Below are 16,769 nucleotides of genomic sequence, written 5' to 3' on the forward strand. Positions count from 1 at the left end.
GGTGGCGCTTCCGTCTTCGCGCGAGGAGATCGTCTGGAAGCTGCACCTAGCGTCGCCGCCGGAAGAGGTCTTCGCCCTGCTATCGACCGATGACGGACGCGAGCGTTTCTGGTGCGAGAAATCCCGGCAGTCCGGCGACCGGATCGTGATGTACTTTATCAACGGCGTCGAAACCGAAACCCTGGTCAGGGCCAGCGAACCGCCAACCTGCATCGCCTTTCGCTATTTCGATTCCGACGTGGTTTTCGAGCTGGCGCCCGACGGGCGCGGCGGCACCGATCTTACGCTCCGCAATCGCGGCGTACCGGACGACGAGTATGAGGAAGTCCTTGCAGGCTGGCTCAACGTTCTTTTCCCGCTCAAGGGCGTTGCCGATTTCGGCATCGACCTGCGCAGCCACGATCCGGAGCGCCTGTGGGACGACGGCTATATCGACCAATAAAAATGGGCCGGCGGATCTCTCCGCCGGCCCAGGGATTCGCGGGAACGAACCTCTGTATGCGGGACCCCGGTCAGGTCCGCGCAAATTCGGGATAGGCTTCCACGCCGACTTCGGTGTGGTCCATGCCGCTCATTTCATGCTCTTCGTCCGGGCGGACGCCGATCGTGTATTTGAGCGCCATCCAGACGATCGCGCTGGCGCCGAAGGCGAACACGCCGACCGCGGCCACACCGGTGAGCTGCGCCATGAAGGGCACCTCGGTGTTGGTCAGCGGCACGATGAGCGTGCCCCAGATACCGGCCAGCAGGTGGACCGGAATGGCGCCGACGACATCGTCGATCTTGAGCTTGTCGAGCAGCGGCACGGCGAGCACGACGATCAGGCCGCCGATACCGCCGATAAACAGCGCCTCGGGCACCGAGGGCGTGAGCGGTTCGGCCGTGATCGACACGAGACCGGCAAGCGCGCCATTGAGCGCCATCGTCACGTCGATCTTCTTGTAGAGGATCTGCGTGCCGATGATCGCGACGACGACACCGGCGGCGGCCGCCATGTTCGTGTTGACGAAGATCTTCGAAACGTCGCTGACGTCGCCGATCGTGCCCATGGCGAGCTGCGAGGCGCCGTTGAAGCCGAACCAGCCGAGCCAGAGGATAAAGGTCCCGAGCGTCGCGAGCGGGATGTTCGAGCCCGGGAAGACGTTGACCTTCCCGTCGCTCCCATAGCGCCCGAGCCGCGCACCGATGATCAGCGCACCGGCCAGCGCCGCCCAGCCGCCTGTCGAGTGGACGAGGGTGGAGCCGGCAAAGTCGGAGAAGCCCATCGCGTCGAGCGCACCCGCGCCCCATTCCCAGCTGACGACGATCGGATAGATGACACCGGTCAGCACGACGGTGAAGATGAAGAAGGGCCAGATTTTCACGCGCTCGGCCACCGTGCCGGACACGATCGAGGCCGTGGTCGCGCAGAAGACCATCTGGAAGAACCAGTCGGAGGCTACTGAGTAACCGGTGCCGGTATCGGCTTCGCCCACGCCCTGCATGGCATAGGGACCCCAGGTGCTGGAGAGCCAGCCGCCTTCGCCCACGCCATAGGCGATATTGTAGCCGAGCACCCAGAACATGATGCCGGCGATCGAATAGAGGCCGATATTCTTCAGGCACTGCATCGAGACGTTCTTCGAGCGCACAAGGCCCGCCTCGAGCATCGCGAAGCCGGCCGCCATCCACATGACGAGGAAGCCGCCCATCAGGAACAGCAAGGTGTTGAAGATATAGGTTGTGCCGCCCGAGACAGCGGCTGCCGGATCGGGCGCCTCGGCCGCGGCTTCGGCCGCTTCCTGCGCAAAAGCCGGCTCGACAAAGGCGAGCGCGGCAAAACCGATAGCCGGAATGGTAAATTTGTTCATCATATCCCCCTTGGACCCTAAAGGGCGGTTTCGTCGGTTTCGCCGGTGCGAATTCGCAGTGCAGCACCAACGTCGAGCGTGAAAATCTTGCCGTCGCCGATCGATTCCGTGTTTGCGGCCGCGGCGATCGTCTCGACGACGCGCGGGGCGAGATCGTCGCTCACCACCGTCTCGATCCGGATTTTGGGGACCATGTTCGTGGCGTATTCGGCGCCGCGATAAACCTCGGTTTGGCCTTTTTGACGGCCGAATCCCTTGGCCTCGACGGCGGTCATACCCTGCACGCCGACTTCGGATAATGCCTCTCGCACTTCGTCGAGTTTAAACGGCTTAATGATCGCAATAATGAGTTTCATATCGCCTCCCTGTTTGGCCAAACTTGCTGCATCGCAACAAAACTGTCAAATCGGAAAAGCTATAAAAATGCCGAATTCAGAGTAATATTATTGCGCGAAGATCAAAATATGGCTGTTTTTCGGGCAGCGCGGCTATGCGAAAAAATTTTGTTAAGACTGTATCAGCCGCTCGATCTGGGGCAGCGCCTCGGCTGTCGAACGCCGGCCGATCTCGATCAGGTCCTCGGCGCGCGTGAAATTGGACGTGTCGATATGGCCGACCGGCAGCGCGAGCTCGAGATCCGGCGGATCGCTGTCGATCGACAGGCGCGCGAGCTTGGACAGCATCAGGCCGGTCGCGCTGCGCACCACTGACAGCGTCGTGAGCTTCGCATTTTCCACATCGCTGAGACCGACCGCCTGCCGCCGCGCGGTATAATTGCCCTGCAGGTTGATCGCGACGACGGGGCGGCCCTTCGCCATCGCGCGCGCCGGGGTGACGGGTACCGGCATGACCGCGCCGCCGTCCGACAGGATCATGCCGTCGCGCACGACCGGCTGAAAGATACCGGGCAGCGCGATGGTCGCATGGATGGCATCGCCGACCGGGCCGGAATCGAGCACGACCGCTTCTCCCGAGAGCAGGTCGGCCGCGACGACCGCGGTCGGGATGGACAGCATCTCGAAAGTCAGATCGCCGAGATGCTCCTCGATCAGCTTGGCGATGGCCTTGCCGCTCAACACGCTTCCCGGCCGCCAGTTCGGCCCGAGATAGCGCAGCACCGAGCGCATCGAGGACGCGGAATGGGCGAGGTCCTCCAGCGTCTGCAGCCGGCCCGAGGCAAAGGCGATGGATACGACGCCGCCGATGGACGTGCCGGTCAGCGCGTCGATTTCGATGCCGGCCGCTTCGAGTTCGCGCAAAACGCCGATATGGGCCCAGCCCAGGCCCGCCCCGCCGCCGAGGACCAGCGCAATGCTCATCGCGCCTCCGCTTCGCGGATCACGGCGCGCGCCGCCTCCAGATCGTCCTCATCGACCATCAGCCGCACGGGGATCATGATGCCGACGCTCTCGGCGATGTTCATGCCGGTGTCGAAACAGACCGATTCGATGCCATCGGCCTGCAACCGGCCATGGACGATGGCCGCCTCGGCGCCGCTCGAAAATTTGGCGAGCTCAACCAGCGCCATCGAGCTTCATCTCGCGATCGCCGAAATATTTGGTGGTCGGCCGGGTCGGCAGGCCATCGATGCTTTCCGTGCGCCCCGCCGCCTTGTCGAGCCAGGCCTCTTCATCGAGCTGCTTATGCGCTTTTTGCAGCGTCACGCGGTCATGTTTGTGCTCCATCATCGGCACGCCCCAGCCGCAGCTCTCTTGAACGCTATCGACCGCGATATCGAAAATCTGCCGCGTACCGGGCAGCAGCTCGAACTGGTCCGCCAGTTCGTCCCAACCGTCATCCTGCGGCAGCACGGCCTTGCCATGGCCATAGATGCGGAAGATCAGCGCCGGATTTTCGAAGGCGCAGAACATCAGCGTGATCCGCCCGTCGGCGGCGAGATGCGCATGCGTCTCGTTGCCCGATCCGCCGAGATCGAGATAGGCGACGCGGTTCGGCCCCAATACGCGGAAACTGTCATAGCCCTTGGGCGAGAGATTGATCCGCCCGTCGCTCGCCGCCGTCGCGACGAAGAACATCGGCTGCTTATCGACGAATGCGATTTGCTTGTCCGTCAGTGCGTCGAAAAAATCGGCCATAGGATTCTCCATCTCAATACAGGGGAGCGGCATCTGCTCCCAAGCTGTCACAAGCCTGATCTATAGAGCGGTTCCAATGCGGGACGTGTCTTCGCTCCAATAAATCTGTGTGGGCTGTCCGACTATGTCGTTCTCTGGCACCATACCCAATCCACCAATCTCTGGCGAATGCCGACTGTCTGCCGCCATGTCACGATTGTCGCCCATGACGAAATAATGTGCTTCCGGCACGGTCGCCTCCGAAAAGAAATCGCTCGGAGACGGGCCAGCATCGGCGATCAAATGGCTAGATCGCGCACCGGGAAATCGCTCTTCATAAATGTGTGCCGGGCCGTACTCGGTGTCGAACTGATCACCCATGGGCGACTGATCGAGGGCCTCGCCATTAAGAATGACGATCCCTTCGCGCACCTCAACAACGTCTCCCGGAACGCCAATGACGCGGTCGATATATTCGCCGGTAGGTGTCCGAACGAGTACGAGATCTCCGCGCCGATAGGGTGGCTGGACGGCCCGGACGGCCAAAAAACGCTCACCCGGAAGAAGTGTCGGCATCATCGATTCAGACGTGACGTAGTAGCTTCTCGTCACACCGTTGTTGCACGCTGCGAGTGTGGAAAGCGCTGGAAGGAGCAGCAAAAAAGTGACGGCTAAAAGCCCGACGCTTCGCCAGCTTGGGTTCACGCCGCCGTCCCGCCGACGGTCAGCCCGTCCACCAGCAGCGTCGGCTGCCCGACGCCGGCGGGCACCGACTGCCCGGCCTTGCCGCAGATGCCGATGCCTTCGTCGAGCGCCAGATCGTTGCCGATCGCCGCGACCTTGGTGAGCACCGTCGGGCCATCGCCGATCAGCGTCGCGCCCTTGATCGGCGCGCCGATCTTGCCGTTCTTCACCCGATAGGCCTCGGTGCAGCTGAACACGAACTTGCCGCTCGTGATATCGACCTGCCCGCCACCGAAGCTCTTGGCGAAGATGCCGTCCTTCACCCGGCTCATGATTTCCTGCGGGTCGTCTTCGCCCGACCGCATGAAGGTGTTGGTCATGCGCGGCATCGGCGCATGGGCAAAGCTTTCGCGGCGGCCATTGCCGGTCGCCGGCACGCCCATCAGCCGCGCGTTCATCCGGTCCTGCATATAGCCGGCGAGAATGCCGTCTTCGATCAGCACCGTTTCCTGGGTCGGTGTGCCCTCATCGTCGATGGAGAGCGAGCCGCGCCGGTCCGCGATCGAGCCGTCGTCGACCACAGTAACGCCCGGCGCCGCAACGCGCTCGCCGATCCGCCCGGAAAAGGCCGATGTGCCCTTGCGGTTGAAATCGCCTTCGAGGCCATGGCCGATCGCCTCGTGCAGCAGCACGCCGGGCCAGCCCGGGCCGAGCACGACGGTCATCTCGCCCGCCGGCGCCGGTTCCGATCCCAGATTGACGATCGCCTGGGCCAGCGCTTCGTCGATCGCCCGGTTCCAGGCGATCGGATCGAACAGGCGTTCGTACAGATAGCGCCCGCCCATGCCGAAGAAACCGCTCTCGCGCCGTCCTTTCTCCTCGACGACGATCGAGACGTTGAGCCGGACCAGCGGGCGGATATCGGTCGCGACATAGCCGTCGGGCCGGACGATCTCGACAACGCTCCATGAGCCCGAAAGTCCGGCCGTCACCTGCACGACGCGCGGATCGCGGGCGCGCGCCGCGGCGTCGATCTGTTCGCATAGCGCGACCTTTTCGGCGAAGGGCACGAGGGTCAGCGGATCGGCATCGGTATAGAGATGCCGGTTGGTCGGCCGCGGCGGCGGCTGGCGCGTCTGCGTCGTCGGATCGAGCAACCGCATCGTCTCGCCCGCGCGGCGGATCGCCGCCTCGCTGATCTCGTTGGCATGCGCGAAGGCCGTCGTCTCGCCCGAGACGCCGCGCAGGCCGAATCCCGCCTCGGTGCTGTAATCGGCGGTTTTCAGGCGGCCGTCGTCGAAGGCGAAGGCCTCGCTCGCGCTATATTGGAGGTAAAGCTCGCCATCGTCGGCGGTCTTCAGGATCTCGGCCGCGAGCGACTGGGCGCGATCGGGATCGAGCGCATCGGCGCGGTAGAGCAGCGAACGGGGATCGGAGGCTATCGTCATGCCGTCCGATATAAGGCTATTGGCCGCCGGATACACCCTTGCCGGAATCAGCGTCCGCATCGGCACTGGCCGAGCCAATATCGGCCGGGCCGCCGATCAGCACGAAACGGCGGTCGCAATAGCCGCAATCGACGAAGCCCGCCTCGTCGATCTCGAGCCAGACGCGCGGATGGCCGAGCGCCGCGCCGCCGGGGATGTCGTCCGCCCCGTCGCAGGCGACACGCGATTCGGAGACGCGCACGGTTTCAGGCTGGTCTGTCATAGCGGCGCTGCGCATAGCAACGCGCCGATACGCGCGCAATCGCCTTCGCGAACGCTAGACAGGGGTGAAGAAGTGGCGGGCTGGCGGCACGCCGCGCCGCAGCCGGATCAGAAGGATCCGGACTGGAAAGTCTGCGCAACGAGCGCGACGGAGTCGCCGATTTCCGCGACCATCTTGCGCCAGGCGCCAAGGATAGATTGCCATGTCATGCATCCCGATTAGGCCCCAATCTCTTAAGCCCGTCCTGAAAAATAGGCTTAAGCAAAGCTTTACCGCGATCGGCTCATTGAGAGAGCGTTAACCATGTCGCTTGACCCGATCTTGACGATGATCGGCCACAAGCAGCGTTCGAATCCGGGGGGATTTATGAAACGCAAGATGATGTGGGCGGCGTCCGCCGCTGCCCTGGCCTTGGGCCAGCATGGCGCCGCGATCGCGGCCGACGACAGTGCGAGCTCCGAAGCGGTGATCGTAACGCCGCTTTCGCTCGTCAACACGACCGATCTCGAATTCGGCACGTTGCTCGCGGGTCCGACCGCAGGCACCGTCATCATCAATCCCAACAATGACGCACGCTCGACCACGGGCGGCGTTACGGCGGCCGGGGCGGGGGGCTCGGCCGCCCAGTTCTGGACCTATGGCGGACCGCGCCAGTTCATCTTCGTCACGCGCGGCCCGCTGCCCGTGCTCGATCGCGTGGGCGGCGGCGGCAGCATGAATGTCAGCCAGCTGACGTTGAACGGCTCGGTATTCCGTTATCTGAATAGCGCCGGCCTGCTCGATTTGCGCGTGGGGGGCACGTTGCAGGTCGGCGCTAACCAGGCACCCGGCACCTATGAGGGCGATTTCCAGATCACCGTCACCTACTTCTAGCACGTCTGCGCGGGGTGCCGAACATCGGCTAGCCGAAAATGCAAGCGAGCCGAGATGCGGCATTACCCTGCATCCCGGCCCCTTTGGTGTAAATGTGCGGGTGGTTAGCGGTAGTCGACTGTGACGTCGAAGGTGCCGTCATACACGCCCGGCGCCTGATTGGCCCCGACCTGCAGGCGCCCGCTGACATAGAATGTCCGCTGGCCGGCCGCGTTGAGCCGCTTGTTGCGGTTCCCGTTGATACGCACCCGGTCCATCACCATGATCGCCGTCCCGCTTTGCTGGCTCAGCGTGATCGGCGCCGATGCGAGCGTGATGCGCACGCGCTGGCGCGACGGGCCGGTGATCAGGAATTCGCCGCGCTGGCAATCGGTGCCCACCAAGGTCACGCCGCCATTGGCAATGCACAGGCCGGTATTGCGGCGAATATTGATGTTTCCTCCGGCGGCGCTCGGGATGATCGTGCCGAAATCGAGGCCGGAGACCTGCGTCAACGCAATCTGCTCCAGGATCTCCACTTCGGCACCGCCGTCCTGCTCGGCCGCGTGGGCCGGGCTGGCGGCGAACATCGCCGGTATCGCAACGGCCCAGAGCGCCCCCCGGCGCGCAAAAACAGGCGTCTTCGTCATGCGTGTTGTTCCCCCGGCGTCCCATTTGACCGGAATTGGCAAACATGTGCCGAACAAGGCTGGTTAACGGCGCTGAAAGAACAAACAGGCGCGCGGTGCTTTGCGCGGTCCGCAGGGCACGCTATGCGCTGCGGGCATGAGCGATGCAGCGATCCGGGTCGAAAACGTTACGAAAATCTACGAGGGCACGACCAAGGCGCTCGACAGCGTCGATCTCACCGTGCCGCGCGGCACGATCTTCGGCCTTTTGGGGCCGAACGGCGCGGGCAAATCGACGCTGATCAACATTCTCGCGGGTCTCGTGAACAAGACCGCCGGCTCGGCCTCGATCTGGGGGTTCGATATCGACAAGGACCCGCGCAACGCCAAGGCGAGCATCGGCATCGTTAATCAGGAGATCACCTTCGATCCCTTTTTCACGCCGGCCGAAACGCTCGATATCCAGGCCGGGCTCTACGGCGTTTCGGGGAAGAAGAAGCGCACGGCCGAACTGCTGAAAGCGGTCCGGCTCGAAGACAAGGCCGACGCCTATGCGCGCACCCTGTCAGGCGGCATGAAACGGCGGCTGATGGTCGCGAAAGCGATGGTCCATTCCCCGCCCGTGCTCGTGCTCGACGAGCCGACCGCCGGCGTCGATATCGATCTCAGGCGCCAGCTCTGGGATTATGTGCGCGAACTGCATGCCGGCGGCGTGACGGTCGTGCTGACCACCCATTATCTCGAAGAAGCCGAGGAACTGTGCGACCGCATCGCGATCATCAATCACGGCAAGCTGATCGCCGACAAGCCGACCCGCGAGCTCGTCGACATGGCGCAGGAAAAGGCCGTCGTCGTGACGGTCGAGAACGACATCGCGACACCGCCCGACAAGGCCGCCTTCGAAAAGGTCGAACAGCTCGACGCGCGCACGCTCTCGATCACCTATCGCAAAGACAAGGTGAACGCCGGCGAGGTGCTGACCGCGCTCGGCGAGGCCGGGCACAACATCATCGACGTGTCGACAAAAGAGGCGGACCTTGAAGACGTATTCCTCAATCTCACCCGGACGGCGGCGTGAAGAGGGGGGACTTGACGCTATGCAGTTCCCCTCCCGCTTGCGGGAGGGGTTAGGGGTGGGCGACTTCCAACCTCGCAACACGAAACGTGCCCGCGAACTGCGCAATGCTGCTTCACCTGCGGAGCGAAAACTCTGGCAGTATCTGAGCCGGCGCCAACTGGCTGGGCGCAGATTCAGCCGTCAGATGCCGGTCGGCCCATACTTTTGCGATTTTCTGTGCCGCGCGGAAAAGCTGATCGTCGAAATCGATGGCACTTCGCATGATTCCCGCGGAGACTATGACGAGCAACGAACACATTATCTTGAATCGCAAGGCCTGACCGTTCTGCGCTTCACCAATGAAGACGTCTTGGGCAATATCCAAGGCGTAGTGCAGAGTATTGAGATGGCATTCCAAGCCCACCCCCATCCCCTCCCGCAAGCGGGAGGGGAGCAATGAATCACGACATCCTGATCATCGGTTCGGGCGCGGCCGGGCTGACGGCGGCGATCACATTAGCCGAGCGGTTCAAGGTGCTCGTGCTCGCCAAGGGCGATATCTCCGGCGGGTCGACGGCCTGGGCGCAGGGCGGCATCGCCGCGGTGCTGGAACCCGGCGATACGTTCGAAAGCCATATTGCAGATACGATGGACGCGGGCGCGGGGCTCAACCGCGAGGAGACGGTCGAATTTGTCGTCGAGAATGCGCCGCGCGCGATCCAGAGGCTCGTCGAGCTCGGCGTGCCGTTCAACGTCGAGGATGACGGCGACCTGCACCTGACGCGCGAGGGCGGACACAGCCATCGCCGCATCGTCCATGTCGATGACGCAACCGGATGGGCAGTGCAGGAAGCGCTCGAAAAGGCGGCCGAAGCCAATCCGAACATCACCATGCTGCCCGATATGGTCGCCATCGATCTGATTACCGACCGCCATGCCGAAGCGCCGACCGAGACCGACCATATCTGGGGCGCCTATGCGTTCAACAAGGCGAGCGGCCATGTCGAAACCTTCGCGGCGCGCGCCACGATCCTCGCGACCGGCGGCGCGGGCCGCACCTATCTGTTCAGCACCGCGCCGCGCGGGGCGACTGGCGACGGCATCGCCATGGCGTGGCGCGCGGGGTGCAGCATTTCCAACATGGAATTCATGCAGTTCCACCCGACCTGCCTCTACAATCTCGAGGTCAAGAATTTCCTGATCACCGAGGCGGTGCGCGGCGAGGGCGGGCATCTCAAACTGCCCCATGACTCGCCCAATCCCGGCCATCGCTTCATGCCGGAATTCGATAGCCGGGAGGAACTCGCCCCGCGCGATATCGTCGCCCGCGCGATCGACCATGAGATCAAGCGGCTGGGCCTCGATTATGTCCATCTCGATATCAGCCATCGCGAACCGGCATTCGTCCGCGAGCATTTCCCCAATATCTACGACAAGCTGATCGGACTCGGCATCGATATGACCAGGGAGCCGATTCCGGTCGTCCCGGCGCAACACTATACCTGCGGCGGCGTGCGGATCGATCTCGACGGGCGCACCGACCTGCCGGGCCTCTATGCGGCCGGCGAGGTCAGCGAGAGCGGGCTGCATGGCGCCAACCGCCTCGCCTCCAATTCGCTGCTCGAATGTTTCGTCTTCGGCGAGGCGGCGGCCAACCATATTGCCACGAACTGGGACGACCTGCCCGACCCGCCCGCGATCCAGCCCTGGGACGAAAGCCGGGTGACGGATTCCGACGAGGAGGTCGTTGTGCAGCACAACTGGCGCGAAATCCGCCGCTTCATGTGGGACTATGTCGGCATCGTGCGCACCACAAAGCGTTTGGAGCGCGCCCAGCATCGCGTCGAGCTGCTGCGCCAGGAAGTCGACGATTATTACGGCAATTTCCGCGTCACGCCGGACCTCATCGAACTGCGCAACCTAATCGAGGTCGCCGCGCTCATCGTGCACTCGGCGCTCGCCCGCAAGGAAAGCCGGGGCCTTCACTATACGACCGACTATCCGGACCTCGCCAAGAATGCGGTGGATACCGTCCTCAAACCATAGTATCGGGCTGGTCATGACCAGCGCATATGACATGATCTGACCGTGGCGGGCGGCCCCGTGCCGCCTTCTTCCTGCAGCCACGCCCCATGGCCGCGCGCGTGCCAGAGCGCCGCCATGCCCGAGCGACGCATTTCATCGTCCTGATCCGTTCTCCGCTGGAGCTTCCGATGCCCCTCCCCCGATTTCTGCGCGCCTATTACGCCTATGTGTTCCTGTTCGATTTCATGCTCGGCTATGCGATCTACACGGTCTATTTCCAGCTGAGCGGGCTGGACGTCTGGGGCATTGCCCTGCTCTTCGTGATCTGGTCGATCGTCGCGGCCATTTTCGAGATTCCTTCCGGCGCCCTCGCCGATCATTTCGACCGGCGCTGGCAGATGATGGCCGCACCGCTGGTAAAGGCGCTGGCCTTCGTCATCTGGGCGCTGGCGGGCGGGAGTTTCGTGCTCTTCGCCGTGGGCTTCGTCGTCTGGAGCTTTGCCGATTCGCTCGTATCGGGCTGCAAACAGGCGCTGCTCTACGAGCATATGGAGGCCGCGGGACAGGCGGACGAATATGACCGCGTGCTCGGCCGCGACCGGGCGATCGTCGAGATCAGTGCGGGTATCGCGCTGGTGCTCGGCGGCATGGTCGGCCATTTTTCGATGCCGCTCGCGCTGTGGCTCGCCGTGCCGCCGCTGGTCTTGGCGGCGATCGTCGCCTTCTGGCTGCCCGACATCCGGTTGCGGCCCGAAACCGGCGAAGACCGGCCCGGCTATTTCAGCCATGTTTCCGAGGCATTGGGTGAATTCCGGCGCAGCGCCGATTTGCGGTTCATCACCGCATATCTGACGCTCGGCATCATGCTGTTCGGCGTGCTCGCGGAGTTCGATCCGCTCTACTATCTCGCGGTCGGCATGCCGATCTGGAGCTTCGGACTGATCGGCGCGCTGGCCATCGCCGCCTATGCCGCGGCCAATGTGTCCGCGCACCGATTTGCCGGTTTCCGCGCCGGCGGCTGGCTCTTTCCGCTCGCTGGCGGCTGCCTGCTGCTGATCGCCGGTATCGCCGAATCGGCCTGGCTGCTGATCCCGCTGATGATGGCCTATATCTGCGGCGCGCCGGTCTGGGTGCTGGGCGAGGCGAAGTTCCAGAAGGTGATGGGGGGCGCGAGCCGCGCGACGACGACATCGACGATGATGTTCTTCCACTGTGTCGCCAGCATCGGGATGTGCCTGGCGATCGGCGGCGTGGCATGGGCGATCGGCATCATCCCGGCCTATGGCTGGTGCGGCGTCTATCTGATCGCCTTTTCGGCCTGGGCCTGGCGGCGGGACCGCAGCGCCCAGACAGCCTTCTGAACCCGCATTTCAGAGTCCCTTTGCCCCGGCCATTCCATCGGCTAGACCCGCCCGATGCCCGAGGGGAAGCATCTCTATCTCGTCGACGGATCGAGCTATATTTTCCGCGCCTATCACCGGCTGCCGCCGCTGACGAACACGCAGGGCGAGCCGGTCGGCGCGGTCTATGGCTATACGACTATGCTGTGGAAGCTCGTCGACCAGCTCAACGCCGAGGACGGGCCGACCCATCTGGCCGTGATCCTCGATGCAAGTTCGGAAACCTTCCGCAACGAAATCTACGACCAGTATAAGGCGAACCGGCCAGAGCCGCCCGAGGATCTTGTCCCGCAATTCCCGATGATCCGCGACGCGACGCGCGCCTTTTCGCTGCCGTGCATCGAGGAGCTGGGCTTCGAAGCGGACGACCTGATCGCCTCCTACGCGAAAGTGGCGCTGGCCGACGGCTGGAAGGTCACCATCGTCAGCTCGGACAAGGACCTGATGCAGCTGATCGAGCCGGGCCTCGATCTCTACGACACGATGAACGACCGCCGTATCGGCCGCGACCATGTGCTCGAGAAATTCGGGGTGGAGCCGGACAAGCTCGGCGAAGTGCTCGCGCTGATGGGCGACACGTCGGACAATATTCCAGGCGTCACCGGGATCGGGCCCAAAACCGCGTCCAAGCTGATCAACGAATATGGGACGGTGGACGCCGTGCTCGAGGCCGCGCCGGACATGAAAAAGTCCAAGATGCGCGAAAACCTGATCGAACAGGCGGACAATGCCCGCATGTCGCGGGTGCTGGTGACGCTCAAGGACGATGTCGCGCTGCCCGAGCCGCTCGACGATTTCCTGCTCGACGGCATTCCCGAAGATCCCTTGCGCGAATTTCTCAGTCATCACGGCTTCAAGTCGCTGCTGACCCGGATCGGCGGCGAGGCGGCCAATGCCGAGATGGCGCAGCACAGCGAAACCGAGGCCGAAGAGGCGGACGACGAGCCGCCCATCGATCGCAGCACCTATGAGACGGTGACCGACGAAGCGGCGCTGGACAAGTGGATCGCGGAAGCGCGGCGGATCGGCCATGTCGCGGTCGATACGGAGACGGACTCGCTGGAGTCCGTGACGGCCCGCCTCGTCGGCGTGTGCCTGGCAACCGAGCCGGGCAAGGCCTGCTACGTCCCGCTCGGCCATGGCGGGGAGGGGCTGCTCGACGAAAAGCCCGAGCAGATCGATTTCGACACGGCCATCGCCAAACTGAGACCGCTGTTCGAGGACCCGGCCGTCCTCAAGATCGGCCATAACCTCAAATATGATATGGGCGTGCTCGCCCAGCACGACATCGCGCTCGCACCGCTCGACGACACGATCGTGATGAGCTTCGATCTCGAAGCCGGCATGCACGGCCATGGCATGGACGAGATCGCCGAGCTGTTCCTCGGCCATGAGTGCATCAAGTTCAAGGATCTGGTCGGGACCGGCAAGAAGCAGATTTCCTTCGCCGAGGTGCCGCTCGACAAGGCCACCGAATATGCCGCCGAAGACGCCGATGTGACGCTACGGCTGTGGAAGCGACTGAAGCCGCGCCTGGTGTCCGACCGCGCGACGCGCGTCTATGAGTTGGTCGACCGGCCGCTCGTCCCCGTGATTGCCGAGATGGAATGCAATGGCATCAAGGTGGATCGCGAGGAACTGGCGCGGCTCTCCGCCGATTTCGCCGCACAGATGGAAGAGACCGAAAAAGCGGTCCATGACATCGCCGGCGAACCCTTCGCCATCGGCAGTCCCAAGCAGCTCGGCGAGATCCTGTTCGACAAGATGGGCCTCAAGGGCGGGCGGAAGGGCAAGTCCGGCGTCTGGTCGACCGATGTGAACGAGATGGAGCGGCTTGCGCGCGACGGGGAGCCTATCGCACAGAAAGTTCTCGATTGGCGTCAGCTATCGAAGCTCAAAAGCACCTATACCGACGCGCTACAGGCCGAGATCAATCCGAAGACCGGGCGTGTCCACACCAGCTATAGCCTGACCGGGGCGCAGACGGGGCGGCTGTCTTCGACCGAACCGAACCTGCAGAATATCCCGATCCGCACCGAGATGGGCCGCAAGATCCGCTTCGCCTTCGTCGCGGAGCCCGGCAATGTGCTGCTCGCAGCCGATTACAGCCAGATCGAGCTGCGGCTTGCGGCGCATATGGCCGATGTCGATACGCTCAAACAGGCGTTCGAGGCGGGCGAAGATATTCACAACCGCACGGCGCAGGAACTGTTCGGCGAAGTCGACCGCGACACGCGCGGCAAGGCGAAGACGATCAATTTCGCGATTCTTTACGGCATCTCGCGCTGGGGCCTGGCCGGCCGGCTCGAAATCACGCCGGACGAAGCGCAGGACATGATCGACAAGTATTTCGAGCGCTTCCCCGGCATCAATCAATATATCACCCAGACGCTGACCGCGGCGCGCGAAACCGGCTACACGGAGACGCTGTTCGGCCGCAAAACGCATTTCCCGCGCCTGAAAAGCAAGACACAGCATGAGCGGCAGGGCAGCGAACGCGCCGCGATCAACGCGCCGATCCAGGGCACGAGCGCCGATATCATCAAGCGCGCTATGGCGCGGATGGGCCCAGCGCTGGCGCGCGAAGAGCTGGATGACGTCAAAATGCTGCTCCAGGTGCATGACGAGCTGGTCTTCGAACTCCCTGAAAACAAAGTCGAAACCGCGTCGGCGGTGATCAGTGACGTCATGGCGTCGGCTGCCGAACCGCTGGTCAAGATCGATGTCCCGCTCGCCGTCGATATCGGCACCGGCGATAGCTGGGGCGCGGCACATTGAAGAAAAGGCATTTGGAGAGGATGTGCTCCTGCGCAGGCAGGAGCCTAGGGCAATCGGGAAATGCGCTTGAAGCCCTGGGTTCCTGCCTGCGCAGGAACACATATTTGTCTTGAGCGCCGAAGCGAAAACACCGCCACCGGATATTTCGGCGCTTGCGAAGGGCGGGCGCACGAACTTCTTCGGTTTTCTGCTGCGCTTGGCCGCGCGGATCCCGTTCCTCTTCATTGCCGGCCGGTGGTATGGCGCAGAAGCGCTGGGCATCTTCGCTTATGCCGTCATCGTCGTCGAATTCGCGGCCCAGCTCTCGACGCTCGGGCTGAAGCGCGGGCTCGCCGAACAGCTTTCCAAGACGGACCGGCCGCACGTCCATGTCGTCTGGGACGCCATGCTCGCCGGTTTCGTCGCGTCGACGATCGCGGTGCTGCTGCTCGTCGCTTTCCCCCAGGCCATGTTCCCGAACAGCGAAATCCAGGGCATGGAACGGCTGCTGCCGTTGACGATCTTCGCGTTGGCCGCTTCGGATATCGCGCTCGCCGCGCTCGCCTATCGCCACGATATCGGCGCCACCGTGCGCGCGCGGGCCATCGTCGAACCCTGGACGATCAGCATCGCGGCTTTCTTCCTCGCCTTCTATTCGCTGCGCGACGGGCTGATCCTGGCCTATGTGCTCTCGATGATCGCGGCACTCGTCGCCTCGCTCTGGCCACTCTTCCGCAGCTATGGTCTTCCCACGGGCTGGCGGCCGAATCCTGGACGCCTGATGCGGCTGGCTTGGGCGAACCTGCCGATGGCCGGCGCCGACGCCATCGAATGGGTGTCGCGCCGCCTCGATATCGCGATACTCGGCCTGTTCTTCTCGCCGGCGATCGTCGGCATCTATTATGTTGCGCAGCAACTCGCCTCGCTGCCGCAAAAGCTGAAGACGAGCTTCGACCCGATCCTGGGGCCGGTCATCACGCAGAATCTGCGCGAGGGCAATCGCGCGGCTGTCGCTAAACAGGTACGGCAGGCCGGTTTCTGGATCATCGCGGCGCAAGCCGGCGTGGCGCTGGCGCTCGGCATACCCGGCGAAGCCTGGATGGGGCTGGTCGGCGCGGCGTTCGTCGGCGGCACCGGGGTTCTCGCCTTCCTGCTGGCCGCCGAGGTCGTCGCGGCAACGGCCGCCGTGTCGGAGGCGGCGCTCGTCTACGTCGCGCGCCACCGTAACCTGATGATTTCCTGCTTCATGCTGACCGTACAGGCGGCCCTCACGGTAGGCATCATCCTCATCATGCGCAGCTACGATCTGCCGCTCCTGTATCAAGCCACCGGCCCGGCGATCGCACTGATGCTGGCGCTCGGCATGGCGTCGGTGATGAAGGCGCGCCTCCTTTCCCGCCTGCTCGAAGCACCGGTCAGCCCTTGGCGCTGGGCGCTGGTCTGGGCCGCGGCGACGGCGACGGTCATTGGCTATGTCGCGACCTTCACGCCCGAATGGATGGAGCTCGTGATCGGCGTTCCCGCCGTGCTCGGAGTCTATGGCTGGGTGATCTGGTATCGCGGCTTCGGCCCTGAAGACCGTATCCTCTTCAAGATGGGCAAGAAGGAAGCGGCTTAGTCTGTCAGAATTTTCCTGACGGAAAATCGTGGCACCAGGCCTTATTTGTCAGACTCGACCTGTCGGTCGAGCGCGGCGCCGGCCCGCTCCCCCTCCCGACCTCCCACAGGGT

General features: G+C 63.6%; 17 protein-coding genes. 8 read left to right on the plus strand and 9 right to left on the minus strand.

Going from position 1 to position 16,769, the window contains the following annotated elements; genetic code table 11:
- Position 1: 1 nt before the first annotated feature.
- Positions 2 to 442, plus strand: coding sequence for an SRPBCC family protein (locus ACTS1Z_RS00545; protein WP_442622478.1), 441 nt, complete (start codon positions 2 to 4; stop codon positions 440 to 442).
- Between the two features lie 70 nt (positions 443 to 512).
- On the opposite strand, the gene ACTS1Z_RS00550 is transcribed toward ACTS1Z_RS00545, so the two are convergent.
- From ACTS1Z_RS00550 to ACTS1Z_RS00585, 8 genes are all read right to left on the minus strand, one after another.
- On the minus strand, positions 513 to 1,850 hold the full coding sequence (locus ACTS1Z_RS00550) for an ammonium transporter (protein WP_442622479.1): 1,338 nt from the start codon (positions 1,848 to 1,850) through the stop codon (positions 513 to 515).
- A gap of 17 nt (positions 1,851 to 1,867) precedes the next feature.
- Positions 1,868 to 2,206: a P-II family nitrogen regulator gene (locus ACTS1Z_RS00555; RefSeq protein ID WP_442622480.1), complete on the minus strand. Its 339-nt coding sequence runs from the start codon at positions 2,204 to 2,206 to the stop codon at positions 1,868 to 1,870.
- A gap of 150 nt (positions 2,207 to 2,356) precedes the next feature.
- A complete protein-coding gene (locus tag ACTS1Z_RS00560; RefSeq protein WP_442622481.1) occupies positions 2,357 to 3,169 on the minus strand; it encodes a patatin-like phospholipase family protein in 813 nt (270 codons plus the stop codon).
- Positions 3,166 to 3,378, minus strand: a complete 213-nt coding sequence (locus tag ACTS1Z_RS00565; protein WP_442622482.1) for a putative signal transducing protein — start codon at positions 3,376 to 3,378, stop codon at positions 3,166 to 3,168. Before ACTS1Z_RS00565 ends, ACTS1Z_RS00560 begins: the two co-directional genes overlap by 4 nt.
- Positions 3,365 to 3,946, minus strand: a complete 582-nt coding sequence (locus tag ACTS1Z_RS00570; RefSeq protein WP_442622483.1) for a pyridoxamine 5'-phosphate oxidase family protein — start codon at positions 3,944 to 3,946, stop codon at positions 3,365 to 3,367. The genes ACTS1Z_RS00565 and ACTS1Z_RS00570 overlap by 14 nt, the downstream gene beginning before the upstream one ends.
- Positions 3,947 to 4,006: 60 nt before the next feature.
- On the minus strand, positions 4,007 to 4,630 hold the full coding sequence (lepB, locus tag ACTS1Z_RS00575) for a signal peptidase I (RefSeq protein ID WP_442622484.1): 624 nt from the start codon (positions 4,628 to 4,630) through the stop codon (positions 4,007 to 4,009).
- Positions 4,627 to 6,057, minus strand: coding sequence for a metalloprotease TldD (gene tldD, locus ACTS1Z_RS00580; RefSeq protein ID WP_442622485.1), 1,431 nt, complete (start codon positions 6,055 to 6,057; stop codon positions 4,627 to 4,629). The genes lepB and tldD overlap by 4 nt, the downstream gene beginning before the upstream one ends.
- Positions 6,058 to 6,073: 16 nt before the next feature.
- On the minus strand, positions 6,074 to 6,319 hold the full coding sequence (locus tag ACTS1Z_RS00585) for a zinc-finger domain-containing protein (RefSeq protein WP_442622486.1): 246 nt from the start codon (positions 6,317 to 6,319) through the stop codon (positions 6,074 to 6,076).
- 366 nt (positions 6,320 to 6,685) lie between these two features.
- Here ACTS1Z_RS00585 and ACTS1Z_RS00590 point away from each other — a divergent pair, with 366 nt between their 5' ends.
- The gene (locus ACTS1Z_RS00590; RefSeq protein WP_442622487.1) at positions 6,686 to 7,192 is read left to right on the plus strand and encodes a DUF4402 domain-containing protein; all 507 of its coding nucleotides are present in this window, start codon (positions 6,686 to 6,688) and stop codon (positions 7,190 to 7,192) included.
- 104 nt (positions 7,193 to 7,296) lie between these two features.
- Here the strand turns inward: ACTS1Z_RS00590 and ACTS1Z_RS00595 are convergent, their stop codons facing one another.
- Positions 7,297 to 7,761: a DUF4402 domain-containing protein gene (locus tag ACTS1Z_RS00595; protein ID WP_442622488.1), complete on the minus strand. Its 465-nt coding sequence runs from the start codon at positions 7,759 to 7,761 to the stop codon at positions 7,297 to 7,299.
- A gap of 196 nt (positions 7,762 to 7,957) precedes the next feature.
- On the opposite strand from ACTS1Z_RS00595, the gene ACTS1Z_RS00600 reads away from it, so the two are divergent.
- The 6 genes from ACTS1Z_RS00600 to ACTS1Z_RS00625 all read left to right on the plus strand — a co-directional run bounded on the left by ACTS1Z_RS00600 (position 7,958) and on the right by ACTS1Z_RS00625 (position 16,657).
- The gene (locus ACTS1Z_RS00600; protein WP_442622489.1) at positions 7,958 to 8,878 is read left to right on the plus strand and encodes an ABC transporter ATP-binding protein; all 921 of its coding nucleotides are present in this window, start codon (positions 7,958 to 7,960) and stop codon (positions 8,876 to 8,878) included.
- Between the two features lie 55 nt (positions 8,879 to 8,933).
- Entirely contained in the window at positions 8,934 to 9,317 is a 384-nt protein-coding gene (locus ACTS1Z_RS00605) for an endonuclease domain-containing protein (RefSeq protein ID WP_442622490.1), read from the plus strand.
- On the plus strand, positions 9,314 to 10,903 hold the full coding sequence (nadB, locus tag ACTS1Z_RS00610) for an L-aspartate oxidase (protein ID WP_442622491.1): 1,590 nt from the start codon (positions 9,314 to 9,316) through the stop codon (positions 10,901 to 10,903). Before ACTS1Z_RS00605 ends, nadB begins: the two co-directional genes overlap by 4 nt.
- Positions 10,904 to 10,974: 71 nt before the next feature.
- Positions 10,975 to 12,243, plus strand: a complete 1,269-nt coding sequence (locus ACTS1Z_RS00615; RefSeq protein WP_442622495.1) for an MFS transporter — start codon at positions 10,975 to 10,977, stop codon at positions 12,241 to 12,243.
- Between the two features lie 54 nt (positions 12,244 to 12,297).
- Entirely contained in the window at positions 12,298 to 15,060 is a 2,763-nt protein-coding gene (polA, locus tag ACTS1Z_RS00620) for a DNA polymerase I (protein ID WP_442622492.1), read from the plus strand.
- 109 nt (positions 15,061 to 15,169) lie between these two features.
- A complete protein-coding gene (locus ACTS1Z_RS00625) occupies positions 15,170 to 16,657 on the plus strand; it encodes a lipopolysaccharide biosynthesis protein (protein WP_442622493.1) in 1,488 nt (495 codons plus the stop codon).
- The last annotated feature ends 112 nt before the right edge of the window (positions 16,658 to 16,769 follow it).

It is taken from the genome of Parasphingopyxis sp., assembly GCF_052168295.1.
Lineage (GTDB): Bacteria > Pseudomonadota > Alphaproteobacteria > Sphingomonadales > Sphingomonadaceae > Parasphingopyxis.